Origin of the sequence: Catellatospora methionotrophica, assembly GCF_011297335.1 — a bacterium.
In the GTDB taxonomy this organism is placed as follows: Bacteria; Actinomycetota; Actinomycetes; order Mycobacteriales; family Micromonosporaceae; genus Catellatospora; species Catellatospora methionotrophica.
Genome location: NZ_JAAOTJ010000022.1, coordinates 55,496 through 78,241, shown reverse-complemented (window position 1 = coordinate 78,241; position 22,746 = coordinate 55,496). Strand labels below are relative to the sequence as shown.

The 22,746-nt window shown below is 72.1% G+C and carries 25 protein-coding genes; 14 read left to right on the top strand and 11 right to left on the bottom strand.

Annotated elements, in window-relative coordinates; genetic code table 11:
• Positions 1-95: 95 nt before the first annotated feature.
• Positions 96-254 carry a hypothetical protein gene (locus tag HAV40_RS32700; protein WP_166388082.1) on the top strand — a complete coding sequence of 53 codons (159 nt, stop codon included), beginning with the start codon at positions 96-98 and terminating at the stop codon, positions 252-254.
• Entirely contained in the window at positions 254-1,378 is a 1,125-nt protein-coding gene (locus tag HAV40_RS32695) for a YeiH family protein (RefSeq protein WP_166388146.1), read from the top strand. The genes HAV40_RS32700 and HAV40_RS32695 overlap by 1 nt, the downstream gene beginning before the upstream one ends.
• A gap of 63 nt (positions 1,379-1,441) precedes the next feature.
• On the opposite strand, the gene HAV40_RS38190 is transcribed toward HAV40_RS32695, so the two are convergent.
• Positions 1,442-2,299: a hypothetical protein gene (locus HAV40_RS38190; RefSeq protein WP_203671026.1), complete on the bottom strand. Its 858-nt coding sequence runs from the start codon at positions 2,297-2,299 to the stop codon at positions 1,442-1,444.
• Positions 2,300-2,553: 254 nt separating this feature from the next.
• The gene (locus HAV40_RS32685) at positions 2,554-3,021 is read right to left on the bottom strand and encodes a hypothetical protein (RefSeq protein WP_166388145.1); all 468 of its coding nucleotides are present in this window, start codon (positions 3,019-3,021) and stop codon (positions 2,554-2,556) included.
• A 57-nt stretch (positions 3,022-3,078) separates the two neighbouring features.
• Here HAV40_RS32685 and HAV40_RS32680 point away from each other — a divergent pair, with 57 nt between their 5' ends.
• From HAV40_RS32680 to HAV40_RS32665, 4 genes are all read left to right on the top strand, one after another.
• Positions 3,079-3,735, top strand: a complete 657-nt coding sequence (locus HAV40_RS32680) for an HAD family hydrolase (protein ID WP_166388144.1) — start codon at positions 3,079-3,081, stop codon at positions 3,733-3,735.
• A 73-nt stretch (positions 3,736-3,808) separates the two neighbouring features.
• Entirely contained in the window at positions 3,809-4,546 is a 738-nt protein-coding gene (locus HAV40_RS32675; protein ID WP_166388143.1) for an ATP-binding cassette domain-containing protein, read from the top strand.
• Positions 4,543-5,226 carry a hypothetical protein gene (locus tag HAV40_RS32670; RefSeq protein ID WP_166388142.1) on the top strand — a complete coding sequence of 228 codons (684 nt, stop codon included), beginning with the start codon at positions 4,543-4,545 and terminating at the stop codon, positions 5,224-5,226. The genes HAV40_RS32675 and HAV40_RS32670 overlap by 4 nt, the downstream gene beginning before the upstream one ends.
• Before the next feature lie 258 nt (positions 5,227-5,484).
• Positions 5,485-6,240 (top strand): alpha/beta fold hydrolase, encoded by a 756-nt coding sequence (locus HAV40_RS32665; protein ID WP_308440995.1) that lies wholly within the window; start codon positions 5,485-5,487, stop codon positions 6,238-6,240.
• Here HAV40_RS32665 and HAV40_RS32660 read toward each other — a convergent pair.
• On the bottom strand, positions 6,122-7,336 hold the full coding sequence (locus HAV40_RS32660) for a benzoate/H(+) symporter BenE family transporter (protein ID WP_239085756.1): 1,215 nt from the start codon (positions 7,334-7,336) through the stop codon (positions 6,122-6,124). The genes HAV40_RS32665 and HAV40_RS32660 overlap by 119 nt on opposite strands.
• A 245-nt stretch (positions 7,337-7,581) precedes the next feature.
• On the opposite strand from HAV40_RS32660, the gene HAV40_RS32655 reads away from it, so the two are divergent.
• On the top strand, positions 7,582-8,163 hold the full coding sequence (locus HAV40_RS32655) for a helix-turn-helix domain-containing protein (RefSeq protein ID WP_166388139.1): 582 nt from the start codon (positions 7,582-7,584) through the stop codon (positions 8,161-8,163).
• A 121-nt stretch (positions 8,164-8,284) separates the two neighbouring features.
• Here HAV40_RS32655 and HAV40_RS32650 read toward each other — a convergent pair whose 3' ends face one another.
• Entirely contained in the window at positions 8,285-9,046 is a 762-nt protein-coding gene (locus tag HAV40_RS32650) for a class I SAM-dependent methyltransferase (RefSeq protein ID WP_166388138.1), read from the bottom strand.
• A gap of 105 nt (positions 9,047-9,151) precedes the next feature.
• Between HAV40_RS32650 and HAV40_RS32645 the strand changes: the two genes are divergently transcribed.
• Genes HAV40_RS32645 through HAV40_RS32635 form a run of 3 tightly spaced genes read left to right on the top strand, consistent with a single transcriptional unit; the run spans position 9,152 to position 11,185 of the window.
• Positions 9,152-9,439 (top strand): hypothetical protein, encoded by a 288-nt coding sequence (locus HAV40_RS32645; protein ID WP_166388137.1) that lies wholly within the window; start codon positions 9,152-9,154, stop codon positions 9,437-9,439.
• Between the two features lie 34 nt (positions 9,440-9,473).
• On the top strand, positions 9,474-10,079 hold the full coding sequence (locus HAV40_RS32640) for a TetR-like C-terminal domain-containing protein (RefSeq protein WP_166388136.1): 606 nt from the start codon (positions 9,474-9,476) through the stop codon (positions 10,077-10,079).
• On the top strand, positions 10,076-11,185 hold the full coding sequence (locus HAV40_RS32635; protein WP_166388135.1) for a serine hydrolase domain-containing protein: 1,110 nt from the start codon (positions 10,076-10,078) through the stop codon (positions 11,183-11,185). Before HAV40_RS32640 ends, HAV40_RS32635 begins: the two co-directional genes overlap by 4 nt.
• On the opposite strand, the gene HAV40_RS32630 is transcribed toward HAV40_RS32635, so the two are convergent.
• On the bottom strand, positions 11,172-12,791 hold the full coding sequence (locus HAV40_RS32630) for a serine hydrolase (RefSeq protein WP_166388188.1): 1,620 nt from the start codon (positions 12,789-12,791) through the stop codon (positions 11,172-11,174). The two genes, HAV40_RS32635 and HAV40_RS32630, sit on opposite strands and share 14 nt — an antisense overlap.
• A gap of 134 nt (positions 12,792-12,925) precedes the next feature.
• Between HAV40_RS32630 and HAV40_RS32625 the strand changes: the two genes are divergently transcribed.
• The 3 genes from HAV40_RS32625 (at position 12,926) to HAV40_RS32615 (ending at position 16,083) form a co-directional block, all read left to right on the top strand.
• On the top strand, positions 12,926-14,134 hold the full coding sequence (locus HAV40_RS32625) for a cytochrome P450 (RefSeq protein ID WP_166388134.1): 1,209 nt from the start codon (positions 12,926-12,928) through the stop codon (positions 14,132-14,134).
• Complete coding sequence (locus HAV40_RS32620) at positions 14,131-14,355, top strand: ferredoxin (RefSeq protein WP_166388133.1); 225 nt, start codon at positions 14,131-14,133, stop codon at positions 14,353-14,355. The genes HAV40_RS32625 and HAV40_RS32620 overlap by 4 nt, the downstream gene beginning before the upstream one ends.
• A 276-nt stretch (positions 14,356-14,631) precedes the next feature.
• The gene (locus HAV40_RS32615; protein ID WP_166388132.1) at positions 14,632-16,083 is read left to right on the top strand and encodes an SDR family NAD(P)-dependent oxidoreductase; all 1,452 of its coding nucleotides are present in this window, start codon (positions 14,632-14,634) and stop codon (positions 16,081-16,083) included.
• Here the strand turns inward: HAV40_RS32615 and HAV40_RS32610 are convergent.
• Positions 16,062-16,778, bottom strand: a complete 717-nt coding sequence (locus HAV40_RS32610) for a 4'-phosphopantetheinyl transferase family protein (protein WP_166388131.1) — start codon at positions 16,776-16,778, stop codon at positions 16,062-16,064. The genes HAV40_RS32615 and HAV40_RS32610 overlap by 22 nt on opposite strands.
• Positions 16,775-17,785 (bottom strand): alpha/beta hydrolase family protein, encoded by a 1,011-nt coding sequence (locus HAV40_RS32605; RefSeq protein WP_166388130.1) that lies wholly within the window; start codon positions 17,783-17,785, stop codon positions 16,775-16,777. Before HAV40_RS32605 ends, HAV40_RS32610 begins: the two co-directional genes overlap by 4 nt.
• 115 nt (positions 17,786-17,900) lie before the next feature.
• Here HAV40_RS32605 and HAV40_RS32600 point away from each other — a divergent pair, with 115 nt between their 5' ends.
• Positions 17,901-18,293 (top strand): ATP-binding protein, encoded by a 393-nt coding sequence (locus HAV40_RS32600; protein ID WP_166388129.1) that lies wholly within the window; start codon positions 17,901-17,903, stop codon positions 18,291-18,293.
• Between the two features lie 21 nt (positions 18,294-18,314).
• On the opposite strand, the gene HAV40_RS32595 is transcribed toward HAV40_RS32600, so the two are convergent.
• From HAV40_RS32595 to HAV40_RS32575, 4 genes are all read right to left on the bottom strand, one after another.
• Entirely contained in the window at positions 18,315-18,710 is a 396-nt protein-coding gene (locus tag HAV40_RS32595) for a PPOX class F420-dependent oxidoreductase (protein ID WP_166388128.1), read from the bottom strand.
• A gap of 70 nt (positions 18,711-18,780) precedes the next feature.
• Positions 18,781-19,842 (bottom strand): N-acetylmuramoyl-L-alanine amidase, encoded by a 1,062-nt coding sequence (locus HAV40_RS38185; protein ID WP_203671029.1) that lies wholly within the window; start codon positions 19,840-19,842, stop codon positions 18,781-18,783.
• Between the two features lie 179 nt (positions 19,843-20,021).
• Positions 20,022-22,100: a PQQ-dependent sugar dehydrogenase gene (locus tag HAV40_RS32580; RefSeq protein WP_166388127.1), complete on the bottom strand. Its 2,079-nt coding sequence runs from the start codon at positions 22,098-22,100 to the stop codon at positions 20,022-20,024.
• Between the two features lie 139 nt (positions 22,101-22,239).
• On the bottom strand, positions 22,240-22,599 hold the full coding sequence (locus HAV40_RS32575) for a hypothetical protein (protein ID WP_166388126.1): 360 nt from the start codon (positions 22,597-22,599) through the stop codon (positions 22,240-22,242).
• Positions 22,600-22,746: the final 147 nt, after the last annotated feature.

Below are 22,746 nucleotides of genomic sequence, written 5' to 3'. Positions count from 1 at the left end.
GCCCTGTCACCAGGCAACAAATCTATTCTCGACTAATCCTACCGGCCTTGTATAGAATCGACGACGCCACCACCTCCGCCCGAAAGGCGTACGCCATGAGTGATCTGACCCCGCCGCAGACCGCCGCCGACACCAACGCCGTCGCCCGCGTCGTGCGCGCCGCCCTCAACGAGGACTGGCTGGCCACCGCCGTCGGCCTGCTCCTGGTCGCCCTCGTGCTGACCGGCGTCATCCCGACGGGCCTGGTGCCCTGATGGTCGCCACCGACGAGGACCTCGCGGCGCCACCCGCCGAGCAGCCCGTTCGCACCTGGCCGTGGATCGTCCTCGGCGTGCTCATCGTGCTCGTCCTCGGTTCGGTGGCCCGCTACCTGGAGGACACCGTCCCGGCCCTGGCCAAGGGCACCAGCCTGGAGAAGTTCGCCGCCGCCGTCGAGTACCCGATCTACGCGATCGCGCTCGGCCTGATCGGCAACGTCGTCGTCTACGTCACCGGGCTGCGCGAGCGCATCGCCGACGCGGTGTTCACCGAGTTCTTCATCAAGACCGGCCTGGTGCTGCTCGGCGCGTCGATCAACCTCAGCCTGATCGTCAAGGCCGCCGGCCCCGCCATCGCGCAGGCCGTGCTGCTGATCAGCAGCGTCTTCCTGATCACCTGGTACCTCGGCGGCCTGCTCGGCCTCGACGAGAAACTGCGCGCCCTGCTGTCGGCCGCCGTGTCGATCTGCGGCGTGAGCGCCGCCATCGCCGCCGCCGGAGCCGTGCGGGCCAAGCGCGAGCAGCTGGCGTACGCCGCCAGCCTGGTCATCATCTTCGCCCTGCCCTCGATCTTCCTGCTGCCGTGGCTCGCCGACCTGCTCGGGCTCAGCCCCGCCGTCGCCGGAGCCTGGATCGGCGGCAACATCGACACCACCGCCGCGGTCACCGCCGCCGGTGCCATCGCCGGCGAGCAGACCCTGCAGATCGCCACCATCGTCAAGGCCACCCAGAACGCGCTGATCGGCATCGTCGCGGTCGCCCTGACCGCCTGGTTCGCGTTCAAGGTCGAGAAGAACGCCGACGCCCCGCGCCCCGGCCTGCGCCAGCTCTGGGACCGCTTCCCGAAGTTCGTGCTCGGCTTCATCGCCGCGTCCGCGATCGGCACCTGGTACGTCGGTACGGTCAGCGCCGCCGAGGGCAAGGCCCACATCGCCGTCATCAACGACCTGCGCACCTGGTTCCTGATCCTGGCCTTCGTCAGCATCGGCCTGCAGCTGCGCGTCAGCGCCCTGCGCGAGGCGGGCTGGCGGCCGGTCGCCGTGTTCGGCGGCGCGACGATCGCCAACCTCGCCATCGGCCTGGGCCTGGCGTCCATCCTGTTCGCGGGCTTCACCGCCTGACGGACCCCGACTCCGCGCGCCGGTCCCCGGGCCACGGGACCGGCGCGCGGACCGTCTGCCGGGTCAGCCGATGGGTGCGCCGACCCGGGCCGGGTCCATCGTCGCCGGCGGCGTCACCGGCTCCGGGTCCACCGAGCGCAGCAGCTTCGTCGGCGGCGGCACCGGCTCGCCCACGGGTGGCGGCGGCAGCATCACCGACGGATCGCCGGACGGTCCGGCCGTAGGCTCCGCCGACGGTTCCGCCGAGGTCGACGGGGACGGGCTCCCGGCTGCGGACGGGCTCATCGACGGTGACGGGTTCACCAGGTCCGGCGGTCCGGCCGACGGCGTCGTGGACGCCGACGGGTCGGCCGCCGACGGGCTGGCGCTCGCGGAGGGAGCCGCCGACGGGCTCGGCGACGGCTCCGCCGAGGGAGACGGCGACGGGCTCAGTGCTTGATCGTCGTCGTCGCCGGAGCAGCCGCCGCAGCTGTAGTACAGGATGTCCCAGTGGTTGCCCTCGTCGGTGTAGATGTTGCCCGACGGGGCCTTGTACTGGTATCCCCAGCCCTTGATGTAGCCGACGTAGCGGAAGTACCGCTTGATGTAGCGGCCGATGCAGTCGTACTTGCTGATGTCGAGCTTCCACCCGTTCCAGTGGGTGTACGTGCCGGAGCCGTGGCCGGTCTCGGTGCCGCCGGTGACCCGCAGGTCGCACTTGCTGGCCTTGCGCAGGGTCAGCAGCCCGTCGACGGTGGACCGCCGGACGCGCTCGAACGAGGTGCAGTTCGCGTTGTTGCGGTTGGAGCAATTGCCGCTGGACCAGGTCGAGATCCCGGCGTCGCGGAAGATGTCGACTGTCGTGCGGTGACTCAGGTAGGCGGCGGCCTGCGCGCTGGCGGCGGGCCAGCCGAGGACGAGGACGGTAGCCGTGGTCAGCAACAAGAGACCACGTCGCACTGGGCGGCGCATGGATTCTCTCCACTGCTCGGGGATGAACCTTCGTGCCCCGACGCTACCGAGATTCCCATCAAACCGGACAACAATTCGTAGATTGCTCCAAAAGCCCCATTACCCACCAGCCGGTCGTACCAACCACGGCCAGCAGGACCACCTCGCGCGCCCGCGACCGTTTCGGGACGCCCAGGACACGTTTCGGGACGCCCTTTCCCGCGCGACAAACCTCCTGCCGAGGCTCAGGCGGTCCCGCCCCGGGCCAGCGCCCGCCGAACGGCCGAAGCCGCCGCCTCGTGCGCCACCAGCTCGGCCGAGCCCGCGTCGGCGCGCACCTGGCCCGCGCCCCCGACCAGCGGCCCGCCCGGATGAAACGGCGCCAGATTGAAGTGCAGGTGAGGCACCCGGTCACCGAAGACGGACACGTACACCTTGTCCGCGCCGGTCGCCGCGCGCAGCGCCGCCGTGGCCCTGGCCAGCACCGGGCCGAGGGTGACGGCCTCCGGCCCGGCCAGGTCGGTGATGTACGGGATGTGCCGGTGCGGCTCCAGGTGCGCGAACCCCGCGACCGCGCCGCGCAGCACCACCGACAGCCGCCAGTGCCCGTCCTCCCACACCCGGCGGCGCTGGAAGAACGCGTCCGCGTCGGCGACCCGGCACAGCAGGCAGCCCCCGTCCTGCGCCCCACTGGCATCGGAACCCGTCGACATCCCGCCATTGTGCGGCACGGGCAGCACGCGCAAGCAGCGGCATGGCAGCCTGTACCAATGATCAAAGCGGTGGTGTTCGACTGCGACGGTGTACTGGTGGACTCGGAGATCATCAACAACGCGGTCTTCGCGGAGCTGGTCACTCGCGCCGGGCTGCCCACCACCCTGGAGCAGAGCATCGAGCGCTACATGGGCCGCTCCACCACCGAGTGCGTCGCCGACGTGGAGCGCGAGCTGGGCCGCCCCGTCGGCTTCGACCTGCCCACGGTCTACGAGCACGAGGTCCTGGCCCGCCAGCGCGACGAGCTCAAGGCCGTCGACGGCGTACGCGACCTGCTGGAAGTGCTGCGCGACGCGGCAATGCCGGTGTGTGTGGCGTCCAGCGGCACGCCGCCGGAGATCGCGTTCCGGCTGCGGGTGACCGGGCTGGCCGCGTACTTCGGCGAGCACTGCTACAGCGCCTCGATGGTGGCCCGCGGCAAGCCCGAACCCGACCTGTTCCTGCTGGCCGCCGACCGGATCGGGATCGACCCGGCGGACTGCGCGCTGATCGAGGACAGCCCGTTCGGGGTGCGCGGCGGCCGGGCCGCGGGCATGACCGTGCTCGGCTACGCCGCACTGGCCTCGGCCGACACCCTGCGCACGGCCGGGGCCGCGCACGTGGTCACCGCGATGGCGCAGGTGCCGCCCCTGCTAGGGCTCACCGCCGCCTGACGCGCACCACGTGCTCGCCGAGGCGGTTGGCAACGCCTGTACCGCTTCCCGGAACCGGTGGCACAATCGCCCGGTGCATCTCGACGACGTGTGGCTGCGCTACCACCGCGGCACCCCGTGGGTCCTGCAGGCCGTCAACGCCCGCGTGGAGCCCGGCGACATCGTGGTCGTCCTCGGCCGCAACGGCGCGGGCAAGTCCACGTTGCTCCAGCTCATCGCCGGAGTACTGCGCCCCACCCGGGGCCGGGTGAGCGACCGCCCCGCCGTCGTCGGCTGGGTCCCGGAACGCTTCCCCGCCGACCAGGCCGGCACCGTCACCGGCTACCTGCGCGCCATGGCCGCCGTACGCGGGCTCCGCCCCGCCGCCGCGGCCCGCGCCGTCGACGCGTGGGTGCAGCGGCTCGGACTCGACGCCTTCCGCGACGTCAAGCTGCCCGAGCTGTCCAAGGGCACCGCGCAGAAGGTCGGCCTGGCGCAGGCCCTGCTCGCCCCGCCCGACCTGCTGATCCTCGACGAGCCGTGGGAGGGCCTGGACGCCGCTACCCGCGACCTGGTCCCCGGGATCGTCCTGGAGGTCGTCGCGCGCGGCGGCTCGGTGCTGGTCAGCGACCACCGGGGCGAGACCGTACGGCTACCCGGCGCGGCCACCTGGACCGTCGCCGACGGCACGCTGACCACTGCCGCCCCCGACAGCGGGCAGCGCTGCGTCGTCGAGGTGGCGGTCGAGGCCGCGGACCTGGCGGGCGCCGTCGCGCGCCTGCGCGAACAGGGCCACCACGTGCTGCGGGTACGCGAGGAGGTCGGCTCGTGATCGCGTTGACGAGGATGCGGCTGCACGCCTTCGTACGCACCGGCCGCGCCGTCGCGCCCCTGATCGCCGCCCTCGCCGTCCTGTCGATCCTCTACGGCGGCGGACAGGCCGAGGCCGTCGAGGCGTACGGCGTCTCCGCGCTGGTCGCCTTCCCCGTCCTGGCCTGGCAGACGAAGATCCTGCTGGACGTCGAGCCCGACGTGCAGCGCCGCCTGGCCCGGGTCGCCCTCGGCTCGGCCCGCCGCGAGATCGCCGCCGGGCTGCTCGCGGCCGCCGTCGCGGGGCTCGCCGTCATCGCCGTCGCGCTGGTCGTGCCGTGGCTGGTCGGCGGCGTCAAGACCGGCACCGCCACAGAGACCGCCGGCAGCATCCTGACCGGACTCGGCGTACACCTGCTGGCCCTGGGCCCTGCCGTCGCGCTCGGCGCCCTGTCCTGCCGCGCGGTCACCCGCTCCGCGGGCATGGGCGCGGCGGTCCTGGTCACCGGCGCGGTCCTGGCCATCGTCCTCGGCCTCCAAGGCTCCCCCGTCCCCTGGCTGGTCCCGCCCCTCATGGCCACCACCCGCCTCGCCACCTCCGGCGGCACCCCCCTCGCCGCCACCCTCCTCACCGCCCAAGCCCTAACCTGGACCGCCCTCACCACCTGGCTCTACTCCCACCTCCGCCACACCCGCACCTAACCCACCCACCCTGCGCCCCGCCGCCCCGCCCCCGCCCCGCCCTCTGGCGCAACTCTTAAAGAGTCGCGCCCAAGGTGGCGCACGGATGGCGCAAGTCCCTAAGAGTTGCGGCGCGGGGAGCCGGGCGGCCCGGGGGGGTGGGGCTGGCAGGATGGGACGGTGGACAGGTTTCGATCATGGGATGGGACCAGGCTCGCCTACCGGGTCACCGGTAAGGGGCCGCCGCTGGTGTGCGTGCCGGGTGGGCCGGGGCAGGCGGTGCGGTACCTCGGGGAGCTGGGCGGGCTGTCGGCCACGCGCACGCTGATCCTGCTCGACAATCGGGGCACCGGGGACTCGGCGGTGCCCGCCGACCCGGCGACGTACCGCGTCGACCGGATCGCCGACGACGTCGAGGCGCTGCGCGCCCACCTGGGCCTGCCCACCATGGACCTGTTCGGCCACTCGGCCAGCGGCGGCGTGTGCTTCCTGTACGCCGACGCCCATCCGCAGCGGCTGCGCCGCCTGGTCATCGTCGACCCGTCGCTGCGCGTGCTCGGGCTGCCGTCCGACCTGGACGTCGCCGGGGTGCTGGCCGAGCGCTCGCACGAACCGTGGCTCGACGAGGCCGCAGCCGCGCTCACCGCCGACGCCGCCGACGCCGCGGACCTCGAACGCCTGCGCCGGCTGTCGGCCCCGCTCCTCTACGGGCAGTGGAACGACGCCGCCAAGGCGCAGGCCGCCGCCGAGCCGGCCGAGTTCGCCAAGCCCGCCACCGACGGCTTCTACGCCGGTTACGAGCCCGACCCGGCCCTGCCTGACCGGCTGGCCGCGCTCGCCGTGCCGACCCTGTTCGTGGTCGGCGAGCACGACATCTGGCCCACCCGCCACGCCGTACGCGCGCTCGCCGAGCGGATCAGCTCGGCACGGCTGACGGTGCAGCCGGGGTCGGGTCACTTTCCGTGGGTGGACGATCCGCGGACGTTCGCGGCGACGGTGGAGGCGTTTCTGAGCGGGGCCGCAGCAGCATCATGAGACCCCCGGCCAGCAGGCCCCAGAAGGCCGCACCGACGCCGAGCAGCGCCACGCCCGACGCGGTCACCACGAAGGTCACCACCGCAGCCTCCCGGCCCCGCGCCTCGGCCGTGGCCGACGCGATCGCCGCGCCGAGCGCGCCGAGCAGGGCCAGGCCCGCCACGGCCTCGATCAGCAACGGCGGCGCGTTCAGCACGAACGCCGTCGCCGCGCTCGCGCCCAGCCCGAGCGTGATCATGCCGACGCCCGCGGTCACCGAAGCGATCCAGCGCCGCCGTGGATCGGGGTGCGCGTCCGGGCCAGCGGCCAGCGCGGCGGTGATCGCGGCCAGGTTCACCGCGTGCGAGCCGAACGGCGCGGCCAGCGCCGTGGCCGCCCCGGTGCCCAGCAGCACGCCGCGCAGCGGCGGGGTGTAGCCGTACCCCTGCAGCACCGCCATGCCCGGCACGTTCTGCGAGGCCATCGTGACCAGGAACAGCGGCACCGCGAGGCTGACCAGCGCCTGCCAGGTGAACATCGGCGCGGTGAGCACGACCTCCGGCGCGACGGCGGCCCCGCGCAGCGCGGCCGGGGAGTCCAGCACGATCACCAGCACGGCCACGGCCAGCGCCGCGGGCACCGCCCACGCCCGCGCGAACCTGTTCAGCACCAGCCACACGCCCACGACCGGCGCGGCCAGCAGCGGTACGTCGACCAGCGCGCGGACCGGGGCGATGCACAGGTCGAGCAGCACACCCGCGAGCATCGCCGCCGCGATCGGCCGCGGGATCGCCGCGATGGCCCGCCCCAGCGCCGGGAACAGCCCCGCCGCGACGATCAGCGCCCCGGTCACCGCGAACGCGCCCACCGCCGCCGCGAACCCGCCGTCGACCGCCCCGGTGGCGGCCAGCAGTGCCGCGCCCGGCGTGGACCAGGCGATGCTGATCGGTATCCGGTGCCGCAACCCCAGCACGATCGCCGTCGCACCGGCGGCCACGCATACCGCCAGCAGCCCTGACGCGGCCTGCCGCGAATCCGCCCCGACGGCCCGCAACCCCGCCAGCACCACCGCGAACGTGCTCGCGAACCCGACCACGGCGGTGACCACCCCAGCCATCACCGGCTGCAAAACGCCCCGCCCCACGCCCACCCCTCCACCCCACCGACCGCACGACCGCCCCGGCCACCCCACCCGTTTTTTCATAGACGCCGGCCTATTACATCGAAATCGATCTACATATTTTCGATGAGATAGGCCAGCGTCTATGGCAAACGGGGTGATCCGCGCCCCGCCGATCCGGCACGTGTTCAGGTCGCGCCGTTCCGCAAACGGAACGGTGGCTCGTGGTGCACGATAGCCCCATGAGCGCGCGTCCGGCAACCGCCCGCAGCAGCCCGCCCCCGGCCCTGGAGACGGGCGCCGAGCACGTCGGCGTACGGCTGCGCCAGTTGCGGGAGCAGGCCGGGATCTCGCTGTCCGAGCTGGCCCGACGGGCCGGCGTCGGCAAGGCCACCCTGTCCGGCCTGGAGAACGGCACCCGCAACCCGACCCTGGACACCCTGTGGTCGGTGACCGCCGCCCTCGGCGTCCCGATCACCGCACTACTGGCCGGAGCGCAGGCCGGAACGGTACGGGGCACCGCGGTCGAGGCCACCCTCCTGCAGGTCTTCGACGACGCCGAAGTCACCTACGAGCTGTACCGGATGGTCGTCCCGCCGGGCGCCACCCAGTCCTCCCCCGCCCACCACACCGGCGTCACCGAGCACATCACCGTCTTCGACGGCGTCCTTCGCGCGGGCCCCGCCGACGCCCCCCTCACCGCCCACCCCGGCGACCACATCTCCTGGCCCTCCGACGTCCCCCACCTCTACGAGGCGATCGGCGACATCCCCGTCCACGCCAGCCTCCTCATCCGCTACCCCCAGCCCCCCACGCCCCGGTGAAGATCGCCGTTTCGTGTCGAAACCTCTGGTCCCACTGCACTTCTCGACACGAAACGGCGATCATGACCAGCCGGAACCAGCCGGAACCAGCCGAAGCCGGGCCGGTGCCGGGCGGCGGCGGTCAGGGCCGCCGGGCCGCGAGGAGGAACCGCTGGGAGTGAGCCACGAACGGCCCCTCCGCGCGGATCAGCGCATCCATCGCCGCCAGCCGCTCGCGGAACCTGTCCACATCGAACCCCGGCACCGTCCAGATCACCTTGCGCAGAAATACGATCACCGCCGCGACGTCGTAGAACTCGGTACGCAGCGCCTGCGTCCGCACCTCGGTCACCACCAGCCCCGCGCCCCGCGCCCCAGCCGCCAGCGTCTCCGGCAGCCGCCCCGTGCCCGGATCGACCGGCCCGAGGAAGAACTCGCTCAGCTCCCGCATCGACCCCGCCCCGATCTGCTGCGACAGGTAGACCCCGCCCGGCGCCAGCACCCGAGCCGTCTCAGCCCAGTCGGTGACCGTCGGATGCCGACTCGCCACCAGGTCGAACGCCGCGTCCGGGAACGGCAGCGCCGCCCCGTCAGCGGATTCGGCCACGGTCACGCCCATCGGGGCAAGGTTGTCGCGGGCCAGCGCCAGGTTCGGCGCCCAGGACTCCGTCGCGGCGGCCACCGACGGACGGCGCGCGGCCCGTCGCAGCACTTCGGCGTACACCTCCCCGCCGCCGGTCTGCACGTCGAGCACGGCGTCGGCCACGCCGACCCGTTCGGCCAGCATTCGCGCGTACCCCCAGGCGGGCCGCTGTTCGGTGGCGCGTCCGGCGAACCAGCCGAAATCCCACCCGTCCACGGGCGCGTTCGCGCCTTCTGCCAGCAACTCTTCAAACGATCTCACCCGATGAGTTGACCGCAGGGCACCCGCCGCAGCAACGGGTTTACGACAGCTCGGCACCTTCTGCGGGCATCCGGCGTTAAGCCGGATGACGGCAGGAGAAGACGTATGTCAAAGCCCCAGCCACGACCCAGGTTCGCCGGCGATCGCCGGCGCGACAACGCCCACGGCACCACCTACGTCGGCCGTACGGCCATCCAGAGCCGCGCCCTGGCGCTGGTCGCCGAGGGCCGTCAGCGCTGGAGCGAGCACCACATGCAGGTGCAGGGCATCTGCGACCGGTGCGGGCACACCTACCCGTGTGAGGACGCGCTCCGGGCGGCCTGGCAGATCGTCTACTGGGAGCCCTACCTGCCCGCGCCGGGCCTGGTCCGCCCGTACGTCGAACTCGCCTAGCCATCCTAGGCAGTTACCTAGTATCCTTAGGTTCATGGCACGGGCAGGGCTCTCGGCGCAGCGGGTGACGCTGGCGGCGGCCGACCTGGCGGACTCCGCCGGGCTCGACCACGTCACCATCTCCGCCGTCGCGCGCGGCTTCGGCGTCAAGGACGCCAGCCTCTACTCCCATGTCCGCAGCCTGCAGGACCTGCGGCACCGCATCGCGCTGCTGGCGGGCGGCGAACTCGTCGAGCGGATCGGCGCGGCCGTGGCGGGCCGCTCCGGCCGCGACGCGCTGATCGCGTTCGCCGACGCCTACCGGGCCTACGCCCTGGCCCACCCCGGCCGGTATGCCGCCTCACAGCTCCCGCTGCCCCCGGAGCTGGTCGACCCGGCCGCGTTCCGGCGCACCTACGAGCTGACCTACGGCATGCTGCGCGGCTACGGCCTGTCCGAACCCGACCTGACCGACGCGGTGCGCCTGCTGCGCAGCACGTTCCACGGGTTCGTGAGCCTGCAGGCGACCGGCGGTTTCGGCCACCCCCGCGACGTCGAGCAGTCGTGGCGGCGGTCCGTCGAGGCGCTGCACGTGCTGCTCGCACACTGGCCCGCCGCGACCGGCGGCGGCACCCCCCGAGAGGACACCCCCGCACCATGAACTGGCACCACCTGCAGCAGCGTGTACAGCAGCGCGTCGACGACCTGGTCGGCTCAGGGCAGGAGACCGGCGTGCAGGTCGCCGCGTACCTGCACGGCGTGAAGATCGTCGACGTGGCGGCCGGGCTGGCCGACCCGGCGACCGAGCGGCCGGTCACCGCGGGCACCCCGTTCTTCAGCTACTCGACCGGCAAGGCGCTCACCTCGACCGTGGTACACGTGCTGGCCGAGCAGGGCCGGATCGATTACGACCTGCGCCTGGCCGACGTGTGGCCGGAGTTCGCCCGGCACGGCAAGTCCGGGATCACGCTGCGCCACGTGCTCACGCACACGGCGGGCCTGCCCGCGCTGCCGCCCGACGTGACCACGGCCGACTTCACCGACTGGCACCGCATGTGCGCGATCATGGCCGACGCGAGACCGCTGTGGGAGCCGGGCACGGCGCACGGCTACCACGTGTGGACGTACGGCTGGCTGGTCGGCGAGACGGTCCGCCGGGCCACCGGGCGCACGCTGTCGCGGGTGCTCGCGCAGGACGTGGCCGCACCGCTGGGCGTGCCCGGCGAACTGCTGCTCGGCGTACCCGAAAAGGATCTCGACGGGCTGGCCGAGCTGCACGACCGGAGCTGGTCGGACGCGCTCAAGCAGCTCAGCGCGAACCTGCCGAACTTCGACCGGGCGGTGCCGCACGGCGCGCGACCCGACGCCGACCTGGGCAACGACAGGGCCTTCCTGCGCGCGGACGTGCCCGCGGTGGGCACCATCACCGCCCGCGCGGCGGCCCGGATGTTCGCGGCGCTGCTCGGCGAGGTCGACGGCGTACGCCTCATCTCGCCGGACCGGCTGCGCGAGGTGAGCAGGCCGGTCACCCGGGGTCCGGAGTGGACGTTCGGCATGCCCGCCCGGTGGACGCTCGGCTACGCGGCCGACGGCCCCATGATCGACGTCGGTGGCATCGGCGGCAGCCTGGCCGGGGCGCTGCCGGAACTCGGCCTCACCGTGGCCGCGACCAAGAACGCCCTCGCGGTCGGCGACGGCGACCCGATGGAGCAGCTCCGCGAGATGATCATCTCTGGCGTACGCGACGGGCAGGTCAGCCGCGCGTGAACGTGCCCAGGCCGTTGGCGTCCAGGTGCGCCACCCGCACCTGCCCGGCCGGGCCCGCGCCGTCGACCGTGAACGTCACCCCGTCCAGGCCGACCGCGTTCTCGCCGGTGGTCCGGTAGCTGAAGGTGTCCGCGTCGAAGTGGGTCAGCGGGAACGCCTGCCCCTGCGGCCCGAGCGTCATGACCAGCTTGCCGTCCCGCTCGGCGACGGTCAGCGGACCGTAGTAGGCGTTGGCGTAGGTGCCGGTGTACGCCGCTGACGGCCGGGCCGCGGCCGGGTTCGCGGGCGGCTTGGCGTAGTCGGTCTTCGACGTGCCCTCACTGTCGATCTTGGCGAACACGCCGAGCAGGAACGGCAGCCAGTCGGTCGTCTGCCTGCCGTAGGAGGCGATGTCGAGGAAGTTGTACGCGATCGACTCCGCGACGCCGATCGGCTGCGCGTTGGTCAGCACCACGATGCCCAGCCCCTCGCCGGGGATCATCGCCACGTTCGTGGCCGCACCCAGGTCGAACGCCCCCGAGTGACCCAGCCGCAGCCGCCCGGACTGGTCGTAGCCCACGTTGAAGCCCAGCCCGTAGAACCCCGGCACCCCGTCGGGCGCGCGCGGCGGCGAGGCCGTGTTGTGCGGCTCGTGCGTCTGCTGCAACGCCATCGCGTCCACGACCTGCCTGCCGTCGTACTTGCCGCCGCCGAGCTGCAACCGCATCCACTTGACCATGTCGTCCACGGTCGAGCTGACCCCGCCCGCCGGGCTCTGCGCCTGCGGGTCCCGCACGTACTTCGCCTGCCAGGCGTCGCCGACCTTGACGTGCCCGACGGCCCGGTCCGGGTTCTTCTCGTAGTCGGCGAAGTCAGAGCTGGTGTGCGACATGCCCAGCGGCCTGTACAGCGTCTGCGCCGACAGCTGCTCCCAGCTGGTCCCGGCCGCCTTCGCCACGGCCAGCGCGGCGGCGGTCAGCCCGAAGTTGGTGTAGAAGTAGCTCGCCCGGAACGGGGCCAGCGGCTCCAACCGCAGGTGCGACAGGATGTACGCGCGGTCGTAGCCGAGGTCCTCCAGCAGGTCCCCGGCATGGTCGGGCAGGCCGCTGCGGTGCGCGAACAGGTCAGCCACGGTGACGTCGCGGGTCACCCAGGGGTCCTTCAGCGCGAACCCGGGATCGTGCTTGACCACCGGGTCGTCCCAGGCCACCTTGCCGTCGCCGACGACGCCCGCCACCACGGTCGACGCCACCGGCTTGGACAGCGACGCGAGCTGGAAGACCGTGTCGGCCCCGACCGCGCCGGGCTCGCCGACCTTGCGGACGCCATACCCTTTCGCGAAGACGACCTTGTCGCCGTAGACCACGCCGACGGCGACTCCGGGCACACCGGTCTGCTTCATCGCGTCCTGCACCAGACCGTCGAGCGCGGCCAGCGCCTTGTCGACGTCAGCCTGGTCGAGCAGGGGCGGCTGCTGCGGGAGCGGCCCGGCCAGCAGGGGCGGGCTCGGCGCGGGCGCTGGAGAGGGCGCGGGCGTCGGCTGGACCGCCACCGGCTGCGGCGCGGCCACCGCCAGGAGTGCGGAGAGCACGGCCACCACCGGCATCCGGCGGCGGCGAGAGATCATCACGTTTCCAGTCAAGCCACGGTTGCCGGAACTGTCTCGAATATCCGACTATTTCCTAGAATGGGCATCGACTTCGTGACCAGTTCACACTAGCATCCATAGAGTTGAATTCGTACGCACACGAGGGGGCGACGATGTCGACCGACAGCGAGCTCAAGCCTGCCCGCACCTACCCGTTCGGCGACCCCGACCGGCTCAACCTGAACCCGATCTACGAGCAGTTACGCCGCACCGAACCGCTGACCCGGGTGCGCCTGCCGTACGGCGAGGAGGCCTGGCTCGCCACCCGCTACGACGACGTGCGCACGGTCCTCGGCGACGCCCGCTTCAGCCGCGCCGCCAGCGTCGGGCGCGACGAGCCACGCACCCACCCGCACCAGGGCGACTCCGGCATGCTCGCGATGGACCCGCCCGAGCACAGCCGGCTGCGCAAGCTCATCGCGAAGGCCTTCACCGCCCGCCGCGTCGAGACCCTGCGCCCGCGCACCCAGGAGATCGCCAACCAGCTCCTCGACGACATGGAGCGGCACGGCTCCCCCGCCGACCTGGTCGAGCACTTCGCCACCCCGCTGCCGGTGACGGTCATCTGCGAGCTGCTCGGCGTGCCCTTCGCCGACCGCGACCGGTTCCAGCTGTGGTCCGAGGCGATCATCTCGACCACCTCGCTCACCCCGCAGCAGATCATGGAGTACCTCGGCAACCTGCACGCGTACATCGCCGGGCTGATCGCCCAGCGCCGCGAGCGCGAGACCGACGACCTGCTCGGCGCCATGGTCAAGGCCCGCGACGAGGACAACGACCGGCTCACCGAGACCGAGCTCGTGCAGCTGTCCGCCGGGCTGCTGGCCGCCGGTCACGAGACCACGGTCACCCAGCTCCCCAACTTCGTGTACGTGCTGCTCACCAACCCCGACCGGTTCGCCGAACTGCGCGCCGACCCGTCGCTGGTCCCCGCCGCCGTCGACGAGCTGATGCGGTACGTGCCGCTGGGCACGGCCGCCGCGTTCGCCCGCTACGCCACCGAGGACGTCATGCTCGGCGACGTGCTGGTCCGCGCCGGTGAGCCGGTGCTCGGCGCGCTCGCCTCGGCCAACCGTGACGACAAGGTCTTCGACCACCCCGACGAGCTGGACTTCCACCGCGAGAGCAACCCGCACATCGGCTTCGGCCACGGCCCGCACCACTGCGTCGGCGCCCAGCTCGCCCGGATGGAACTCCAGGTCGCCCTGCAGACCCTGGTCACCCGCTTCCCGAACCTCCAACTGGCCGTAGCCGAGGAGGAGCTTCCCTGGAAGAAGGGCATGCTGGTGCGGGGTCTCAAGGAACTGCCGGTGCGCTGGTGAGCGGCCAGTGGCAGGTGGCGGTCGACCGCGACCGCTGCATCGGCTCGGGCCTGTGCGCGGGCACCGCCCCCGCCCACTTCGCCCTGGTCGACAAGAAGTCCACGCCCCTGCACCCCCTGGTCGACCCCGACGAGGCGGTCACCGACGCCGCCGACTGCTGCCCCGTCGAAGCCATCCTCATCACCGACCCCACCACCGGCACCACCCTCGCCCCCCTCTGACCCACCCACACCGACCCGCCCGCGCCCCGCCACCCCGATTTTCATAGACGCTGGCCTATTACATCGAGTATTTCGAGATCAAACTCGATGTAATAGGCCAGCGTCGATCGAAAGTGCGGGTGGGTGGGCCGGGGCGGCGGCCGGACTCGGAGGCGGTGGGGTGGGTGAGATGGGCGACAGTGGTGGGGCGGGTTCGGTGGCTGGTGCGGTCATCGTGGGTTCGTTTGCGTACAGTTTCCGGGCGAGGTAGTGGGCTAGCACGGAACGGGCAGCGGGATGACGATCAGCGAGCAGGAGCGCACCGGGATCGATGCTGCGCGCCTTGAGGTGTGCCTGAGCGTGCTGGCCGAGGTCGAGGACCTGCCGACCGAGCACCCGGACGCCGTGGCGGTGCGCCGGGCGGTGGGTCGGCTGTTCAAGAGCGTCAAGCTGCAGCGCCGCCGGGACAAGCGCGAGGAGATCCTCGCCGCGGACGAGGCCGTGACCGCGGCGACCGCCACGGGCGCGCCGGGACGCATCGACGACGAGACCGCGGGCGTGTTCGGCCTGACCTCGCCCACCAAGGGCGACATCGCGGGCCACCTGCGCCAGGCCCGCGCCTGCTACACCTGCAAGGACCGGTACACGCAGGTGGACGCCTTCTACCACCAGCTGTGCCCGCCGTGCGCGGAGCTGAACCACGCCCGCCGCGACGCCCGCACCGACCTGACCGGCCGCCGCGCGCTGCTCACCGGCGGCCGCGCCAAGATCGGCATGTACATCGCGCTGCGGCTGCTGCGCGACGGCGCGCACACCACGATCACCACCCGCTTCCCCGCCGACGCGGTACGCCGTTTCCAGGCGATGCCGGACAGCGGCGACTGGCTGCACCGGCTGCGTATCGTCGGCATCGACCTGCGCGACCCGGCCCAGGTCGTCGCGCTGGCGGACTCCGTCGCCGCGCAGGGCCCGCTCGACATCCTGATCAACAACGCGGCGCAGACGGTCCGCCGGTCTCCGCAGGCGTACGCGCAGCTGCTGGCGGCCGAGTCGGCTCCGCTGCCGGACGGGCCGCTGCCCGAGCTGATCAGCTTCGGCCACTACACCGGGTCGAGCCCGGCCGCGGCGGCCATCCAGGCGATGCCGCACCAGCAGCTGAGCCCGGAGCTGGTCACCTCGCTGGCGCTGACCACGGGCGGGGCGAGCCTGGCCCGGATCGCCGACGGTTCGGCGATCGACGCGGGCGGCCTGGTGCCCGACCTCGACGCCACCAACAGCTGGGTGCAGGTCGTCCAGGAGGTCGACCCGATCGAGCTGCTCGAAGTGCAGCTGTGCAACGTGACCGCCCCGTTCGTGCTGGTCGCCCGGTTGCGGGCGGCGATGGCCGCATCCCCGGCGCGCCGCAAGTACGTGGTGAACGTGTCGGCGATGGAGGGCCAGTTCAGCCGCAAGTACAAGGGGCCGGGGCACCCGCACACGAACATGGCCAAGGCCGCGCTGAACATGCTGACCCGCACCAGCGCCGGGGAGATGCTCGACGACGGCATCCTGATGACCGCCGTGGACACCGGCTGGATCACCGACGAGCGCCCGCACCCGACCAAGATCCGCCTCGCGGACGCGGGTTTCCACGCCCCGCTGGACCTGGTCGACGGCGCCGCCCGGGTGTACGACCCGATCGTGCGCGGCGAGCTCGGCGAGGACCTGTACGGCTGCTTCCTGAAGGACTACAAGCCCTCGGCCTGGTGACGCAGCAGCGCTGACCCGTCGTGCTCGGTGACGGCCGACGGGGTGCCGAGCACGGTCAGCGCGCCCTGGTAGCCCGCGCCCGGCGCGAGGGTGAACATGCGGGCTGCGGCGACCACGTCGGGCCGCCCGTCGAAGCGGTGCAGGCGCGGGTCCTGCGCCGGAGTCGACACCTCGATCTTGGTCATCGCCACCCGCAGCCCGTCGCCGGTGGCCTTGAGCACCGACTCCTTGCGCGTCCAGTACGTGTAGAAACCGTCCTGGTCCAGCGGGGCCGACGCGGCGATCTCCGCCTCGGACAGCGCCAGCCGGGCCACGCCGAGGATGTCGCGCTGCGGCTGGGCCTGCTCGACGTCGACGCCGACCGGCCCGGCGAGGCTGAGCACGACCGCGATCCGGTCGCCGGAGTGCGACACCGACACGTCCAGGCCGCCGGGCACGCTCGGGCGGCCGTGCGGGACCGCGCAGTCGGTGCAGGCCCGCTCCACGCGTACGGCCGAGGGTCGTTCGTCCAGGTGCCGCCCGGCCAGCAGGCGCAGCAGCGCCGCGGCCACCGTCTGGCGCGCGCGGTCCTCGGCGCGGCGCAGCGACGCGCGCCGCGCCCGCTCGCCCTCGCTCAGCAGCCGCTCGTGCCAGGGCTGCTCGTCGGCCGGATCGGCCCAGTAGATCCGGCACTCGCCGGGCGACAGGCCGGTCACAGCTTCGCCTCGAATTTGGACACGCCCGCGCGGTTGCCGTCGGCGGACAGGCGGCCCTTGGCTGCGGCGTCGCCCCACAGTGCCCAGCGCAGGAAGTCGGTCGTGGTCTTCATGGTCTGGTCGAAACCCTTCGCGCCGGGCCCGAGGAACGCACCGTGGTCGCCGCCGAGCAGCGTCAGGAAGGCGCGCGGCCAGGACGTTCCGTTGTACGCGTTCCGCCCGGTCTGATAATTCACCACCGCGTCGGCGTCACCGTGCACGAACAGCACCGGCGTACGCGTGCCCTTGAACGCCCCCATCGAGCCGCCCGAGATCACCACGGCGGCGTCGACGCGGGTGTCCCGGGTGCCCGCCAGCATGCCCGCCGAGGTGAACCCGCCCGCGGAGTGGCCCGCCACCCCGATGTGCGCCCCGTCGAGGTGCCCGGCGAGCCGGTCGCCCGCCTTGGTGTCCAGCTTCAGCAGCGCCGTCAGCACCGCCGACCCGTCGGCGGGCTGGTTGGCCATGTCGGACTGCTTGAACGGGTTGGCGTCGTGATTGGTGAACGGGTAGGCCGGTCCCGCCACCACGAAGCCCGCGGCGGCCAGCCGGGTCGTGATCTGCTGGTAGTACGTGGGCAGCCCGTGCAGGCCGTGGCTGAACAGCACGACGGGAAAGCGCCCGGCGGCGGCCGGGGCGTCCTTGCGCGGCGAGCCGCCTGCCTTGCCGGTCGCCGGATACCAGACGGTCGTCGGCAGCTTGCGGTCGCCACGGGTGAACGTCAGCGTGCGTACGCCCACCGCCAGCGCGCTCCTCGGCGCGGCCCGCACCACCGGCGACGCCGACGGGCGTGCACTGGCGCTCGCCGAAGGGGCGAGCGACGGGCCGGTCGACGGCGCTCCCGAGGCGGCGGCGGTGCCGCTGGGCTGGGTGAACACCGGTGCTTCGGCGGGCGGCGACGAGCACGCCGCACCGCTCAACACCAGGGTCAGGGCGAGCAGGCAGCGGGGGGCGCGACGGTCCAGCACGCCGCCGACTCTACCGGCGTACCCCGGCGGCCGAGGGGTGCCCCATCGCCGCCGGGTATCCACCCATCCGGATGCCGCCGTGCTCCGAATCCCGGTGGAGACGAGGAGGCGGGTCATGGAATCAGGCAGGCAGGGCCGCGACGTGGCGGCAGCGTCGATCCGGCTTCCGGGCGGCCGGTCCAGCGGCATGATCGCCCGGTATTTCGTCAGGGCCCAGCTCGGCGCGTGGCAGCTGCGTGACCCGTCCGGCGACGCGCTCATCCTCGCGTCGGAGCTGGTCAGCAACGCGGTGCTGCACGGTGGCGGGGCGGTGGCGATCCGGCTGGCGCGGATCGGCGGCGGGCTGCGCATCGAGGTGACCGACCGCAGCCCGGTGCCGCCGCAGCGGCGTTCGGCGGGCGTCGACGGCGGCCTGGGCCTGGGGCTGGTCGAGGGCCTGTCGGCCAGGTGGGGCGTGGTGCCCGGCCGCACCGGCAAGGTCGTCTGGCTGGAGTACCCCCTGGGCTGACCTGCCGCGTGGCCGCTCCGCTCAGGCGAGCAGCGTGGAGTCGCCGAGCAGGCGGGTCACGGTGATCTCGATGGCGACCCGGTTCGGGTTGACGCGCGGCTCGCGGTAGCGGGTGGCGTAGCGGGCGACGGCGTCGGCTACCCGGTCCGCATCGGCGGTGACGGTCGCGTCGCCCTGCAGGGTCAGCCAGAAGCGGCCCTCGAACTGGCACAGGGCCACGTTCGGGTTGCGCCGGGCGTGCGCGGCCTTGCGGCTGGCGCCGTCGCAGATGACGCGGGCCAGGCCGGTCGCCGCGTCATAGGTGAAGCCGACCGGGGTGACGTGCGGGGTGCCGTCGGGCCGCAGGGTCGTCAGCGTCGCGAGCCGCCGCTCCGCGAGGAACAGCAGCCCCGCGCTGGCCAGTTCCCGTCCACCCATCGCATTCCCCTGTCCACACCGAAGCTCCGTCCACACCGATCCAACAGCATGGACGGAGCTTCGGCCGCCGCTACACGCGGGTGACGCGTACCGCGTCGGCGATGACGTAGCCGGCCGCGCTCGTCCAGCGGCTCACGCCGACCAGGTTGCGGTCGCCTGCGGCGAGGTTGAACGTGCCCAGCGAGCGCCACGCGCCGCCGCCGGTGCGCTGGTCGAGGTTGACGGTCTGGTTGCCGCCGGAGGTGGCCACGATGTGCGGCGCGGAGGCGCTGTAGCCGGGGTCGGCGGCGTGCCATACGTCGACCCGGTAGTTGGCCGTGGCCGGGATGTTCACCTTGAACCAGGCGGCGTCGCTGGCCAGCACCGGGTTGGCGTAGCGGTAGTCGGCACCGTACCGCTGGCCGGAGAACGTCGAGGTGCCCCAGTTGGCGCTGGCCGTGAACCGGCCCGCGGTGGTGTTGTCGACGATGGTGCTGAACGTGGGCGGCGGCGCGGTCAGGCCCAGGTGCGCCGCGATGCCGTTGGCGTGGCCGAGCGCGTCGGCGGCCAGGAAGTCGGCGCGCTTGAGCAGGTTCGCGTCGGCGAGGGTGTCGATGAACAGGTTCTCGGTGAGCACCGCGGGCATGTTCGACTCGCGCAGCACGTGGAAGTTCGCCGTCTTCAGGCCCCGGTCGGTGACCGAGCCGACGGTGCGCATGCCGCTCAGCGAGCGCGAGTGCAGGGCGTTGTGCAGGTTGACGGTCGCCGCGTCGGAGGTCAGGTAGCGGTAGCTCTCGAAGCCGGTGCCGCCGCCGGAGTTGATGTGCACGCTGACGAAGATCGTCGCGCCCCACGCGTTGGCGTCGCTGGTGCGCTGGGCGAGGCTGACGGTCGCGTCGGTGGTGCGCGACATGCGTACGTCGACGGCGTAGTTGGCCTGCAGGATGTTGCGGATCTGCAGGGCGATGTTCAGGGTGAGCGCCTTCTCCTGCAGGCCGTTGGCGACCGCGCCGGGGTCGGTGCCGCCGTGGCCGGGGTCCAGGTAGACCTTCGGGTTGGCGGCGAAGGCCGGGCCTGCGGCGAACGGGGCGGCCGCGAATCCGGCCGCGGCGGCCAGCAGGGTACGGCGGCGCACGGTGGGGTTACCGAGCATGAGCACCTCGCAGAGGGGGTGGAGGGGATGCGTCGGCGCACTATAACGACTGTCGATAGGTCAATGAAAGATGCCTACCGAATTTTGTGGAAGAACGAAGGTTTCCTACACAGCGGAGACACGCGACGGCGCGGCGTCCGTGATGGACGCCGCGCCGGGTGTGTCGCGAGACCGGCCCGTCAGTGGATTTTGATCGAGACCGGCACGCTGCGATCGGAGCCCACCCGCGCGAACAGCTGGTACGAGCCGTCCGCCGGGACCGGACCGGTCGCCACCCGCACCTGGCCCTTGGCGCAGGCACTGCTGGACTTGCCGTTCCAAGGCACCGTGAACACCATCTCCCGGCCCGCCGCCAGCGCGGTGACCTGCTTGCCTGTCGGCGCGCCGCAGTGGTCCGACGACCACACCTTCTCCGTGCCGTGCATCAGGAACAGCTCCTGCGCGCTGGCGCCGATGTCGCGGTTGCAGGTGTGCTTCGACAGGTTCTTCAGCACCAGCGTGAAGGTGATCGGGACGCCGGGCTTGACGTCGGTCTTCGACGCCCGCGCGATCACCTGCAGGTCACCGTCGGTGCAGGACTCCTTCGCCGCGACCGGCTTGGGCTTGGCGCCCGCGGCCTGCGGCGCGTACCGCACGCGGTAGATCTTCGCGGTGGGCAGGACCGGGTTGTAGCCCTGGTCGGGGTAGAGCCCGGAGAAGTAGAGCCCGTCCGGTCCGGCCGCGATCCCGGCGACCGTCGTCTTGCCGTACCCGTTGTATTCGACCAGGGTCTTGGGCTTGGAGACCGAGCCGTTCGCGTTGAACGTGAACTCGACGATGCGCTTGCCCCGCAGCTGCGGACCGGTGCCGTAGGTCGGGCCGCTCTCCGACACGAACGCCTTGCCGAGCTTGTCCTCCGGGAAGCCCGCCGTCTGGTTGCCCTCCTTCTGCACGAAGGTGATGCCCACCGGCGCGTGCGTCGGCGCCCAGTTGTAGAGCGCCTTCTTCTTCAGGCTGGAGGTGTTGGAGTTCCAGCCGTAGTCGACGCCCTTGAGGATGCGGGCCAGCCGGTCGTTGTTGGTCGAGCCGTTCTCCACCGAGTAGTGCTGGCCGTCCGCGGCCCGCCAGGCCCCGCCGAACGGGTTGCGGAACCCCGACGCGAAGACCAGATCCTTGATCTTGCTCTTGTCCGCCGGGTCGTAGTACGGGTTGTCCTCCGGAGCGGTGCCGTCCAGGTTGACCCGCAGCACCTTGCCCCGGCTGTCGTTCAGGTCCCGGGCGCTGGTCGGCACGAAGCCGTCACCGATGTGGATGTAGAGCTTGCCGTCCGGCCCGATGGTCAGGTTCGAGATCTGGTGCGAGGCGACCAGCGGGTCGCCCTTGAGGTCCAGCACGGTGGTGACGGTCTTGCCGGTCAGGCCGCCGTCCTCGCTGTGGATGCGCACGACCTTCGGGAAGAACTCCGCCCCGACCTGGTACAGCATGCTGGCGAACACGTCGCCGGTGACCGGCTCGACGACCACCCCGGTCAGGCCGATCTCACCGGTGCCGGGGAAGTCCGCATACGGGTCCCAGTTCAACAGGTTCTTGGCGTACACCCCGACCTTCAGGTCGCCGCGCACCACCTTGATCGTGCCGTACAGCTCGGTGACGTAGAACATCGGCTTGTCTGGCGCGATGGCATGCGACGGGACCATGGCGAGGTTCACCGGCAGCTCGAAGCCCGACGCGACCTCCTCGACCTTGTAACCCGGCTGGGCCACCACCCACTGCGGCGCGCCGGGCAGCGGCTTGCGCTCCTTGTCGGTCCGGAACGGCCGGGAGGTGTACGGGCTCCACTCCGTCGCCGGGTTGCCGCTGCTGTCCTTGTGCCGCACCCGCAGCTCGTAGTCGCGGTCGCCGGGCAGGTCACGGCGCGCCGAGAAGGCGTTCTCGAAGACGCCGTCGCCGAAGTGGGTGTGCGTCTTCTGCACGCCGCCGATGCAGCTCGCGAACCATACGCGCTCGTGCGGCTTGGCCGTCCAGATCTCCCAGTCGGTGCAGACGTGCTCGCTGCCCGCGTCGACGTCCTGCATGGGACTGGTCTCCATGTGCACGTCCGCGCCGCTGAGCAGCTCGCCGTCGGCCTCCGGCTCGGTGATGACCGGGCCCAGCGGGGCGGACGAGGCGGGCAGGACCGGGCCGCTGGTGTGCTGGCACGCGGCGACCACACCCATGATGGCGAGCAGGATCGCGACCAGGATGGACTCGCCGGCGAGCGCGATCTTGCGAGCGTTCATGCGGGCAGTCCCCCGGTCGTCGTCACCTCACGCAACTCGGGCGAGGGTACAGAGACTTTTGGGGCTCGTGTCGTATTACACGCCCATTATTACAACTTTAGGCCATTTAGTCCGCTTCTCGGGCGCTGACGCCGCGCACTCAGCCTTGATCGTCGTTTCGGGTCGGAAAGTGCGGCCGGAGTCCATGTATCGACCTGAAACGCCGATCATCGTCGCTGGGCGCGCCGTCGTCGCGGAGGAAGTCGGCGATGTGCAGGAGGTCGGCGTTGGTGACGAGCCTGGGGGCGATGGCGCGTTGCAGTTCGCGCGCTTCGGCCATCGTCGCGAAGACCTGGACCGCCGCTGCGAATCGGCGTAGCGCCTCCAACCCGGCGAGGCCCGAACCCTCTCCGAACGAGATGGCGACCCGCACCCCGGGGACGTCGACCGTGAGCACGAGAGGGCCGTCACGACCTGCCTCGACCGACGAGCCGAAGTCGTGCGTCATCGGCAGGCTCATCTGGACCTCTGGTTTCGACCCCATGAGTCCTCGCGTCACGGCGGCCCCTTTCCGGCACGTCGATCACCGCAGCCGGGCCGACTGGTGAACCCGCCAGCCGGCCCGGCTGTTCCACTGCGATTCACGGGGTGCGAGCCATGGAACCGC

Excerpts from the sequence above, each read along its gene's own strand:
- HAV40_RS38185 (WP_203671029.1), bottom strand. The coding sequence starts at position 19,842 with ATGCTCGGTAACCCCACCGTGCGCCGCCGTACCCTGCTGGCCGCCGCG.
- HAV40_RS32595 (WP_166388128.1), bottom strand. The coding sequence starts at position 18,710 with ATGGGTGGACGGGAACTGGCCAGCGCGGGGCTGCTGTTCCTCGCGGAG.
- HAV40_RS32575 (WP_166388126.1), bottom strand. The coding sequence starts at position 22,599 with ATGAGCCTGCCGATGACGCACGACTTCGGCTCGTCGGTCGAGGCAGGT.
- HAV40_RS32645 (WP_166388137.1), top strand. The coding sequence starts at position 9,152 with ATGTCAAAGCCCCAGCCACGACCCAGGTTCGCCGGCGATCGCCGGCGC.
- HAV40_RS32615 (WP_166388132.1), top strand. The coding sequence starts at position 14,632 with ATGACGATCAGCGAGCAGGAGCGCACCGGGATCGATGCTGCGCGCCTT.
- HAV40_RS32600 (WP_166388129.1), top strand. The coding sequence starts at position 17,901 with ATGGAATCAGGCAGGCAGGGCCGCGACGTGGCGGCAGCGTCGATCCGG.
- HAV40_RS32680 (WP_166388144.1), top strand. The coding sequence starts at position 3,079 with ATGATCAAAGCGGTGGTGTTCGACTGCGACGGTGTACTGGTGGACTCG.
- HAV40_RS32700 (WP_166388082.1), top strand. The coding sequence starts at position 96 with ATGAGTGATCTGACCCCGCCGCAGACCGCCGCCGACACCAACGCCGTC.
- HAV40_RS32695 (WP_166388146.1), top strand. The coding sequence starts at position 254 with ATGGTCGCCACCGACGAGGACCTCGCGGCGCCACCCGCCGAGCAGCCC.
- HAV40_RS32655 (WP_166388139.1), top strand. The coding sequence starts at position 7,582 with ATGAGCGCGCGTCCGGCAACCGCCCGCAGCAGCCCGCCCCCGGCCCTG.
- HAV40_RS32630 (WP_166388188.1), bottom strand. The coding sequence starts at position 12,791 with ATGATCTCTCGCCGCCGCCGGATGCCGGTGGTGGCCGTGCTCTCCGCA.
- HAV40_RS32685 (WP_166388145.1), bottom strand. The coding sequence starts at position 3,021 with ATGTCGACGGGTTCCGATGCCAGTGGGGCGCAGGACGGGGGCTGCCTG.
- HAV40_RS32640 (WP_166388136.1), top strand. The coding sequence starts at position 9,474 with ATGGCACGGGCAGGGCTCTCGGCGCAGCGGGTGACGCTGGCGGCGGCC.
- HAV40_RS32580 (WP_166388127.1), bottom strand. The coding sequence starts at position 22,100 with ATGAACGCTCGCAAGATCGCGCTCGCCGGCGAGTCCATCCTGGTCGCG.
- HAV40_RS32635 (WP_166388135.1), top strand. The coding sequence starts at position 10,076 with ATGAACTGGCACCACCTGCAGCAGCGTGTACAGCAGCGCGTCGACGAC.
- HAV40_RS32660 (WP_239085756.1), bottom strand. The coding sequence starts at position 7,336 with ATGGCTGGGGTGGTCACCGCCGTGGTCGGGTTCGCGAGCACGTTCGCG.
- HAV40_RS32625 (WP_166388134.1), top strand. The coding sequence starts at position 12,926 with ATGTCGACCGACAGCGAGCTCAAGCCTGCCCGCACCTACCCGTTCGGC.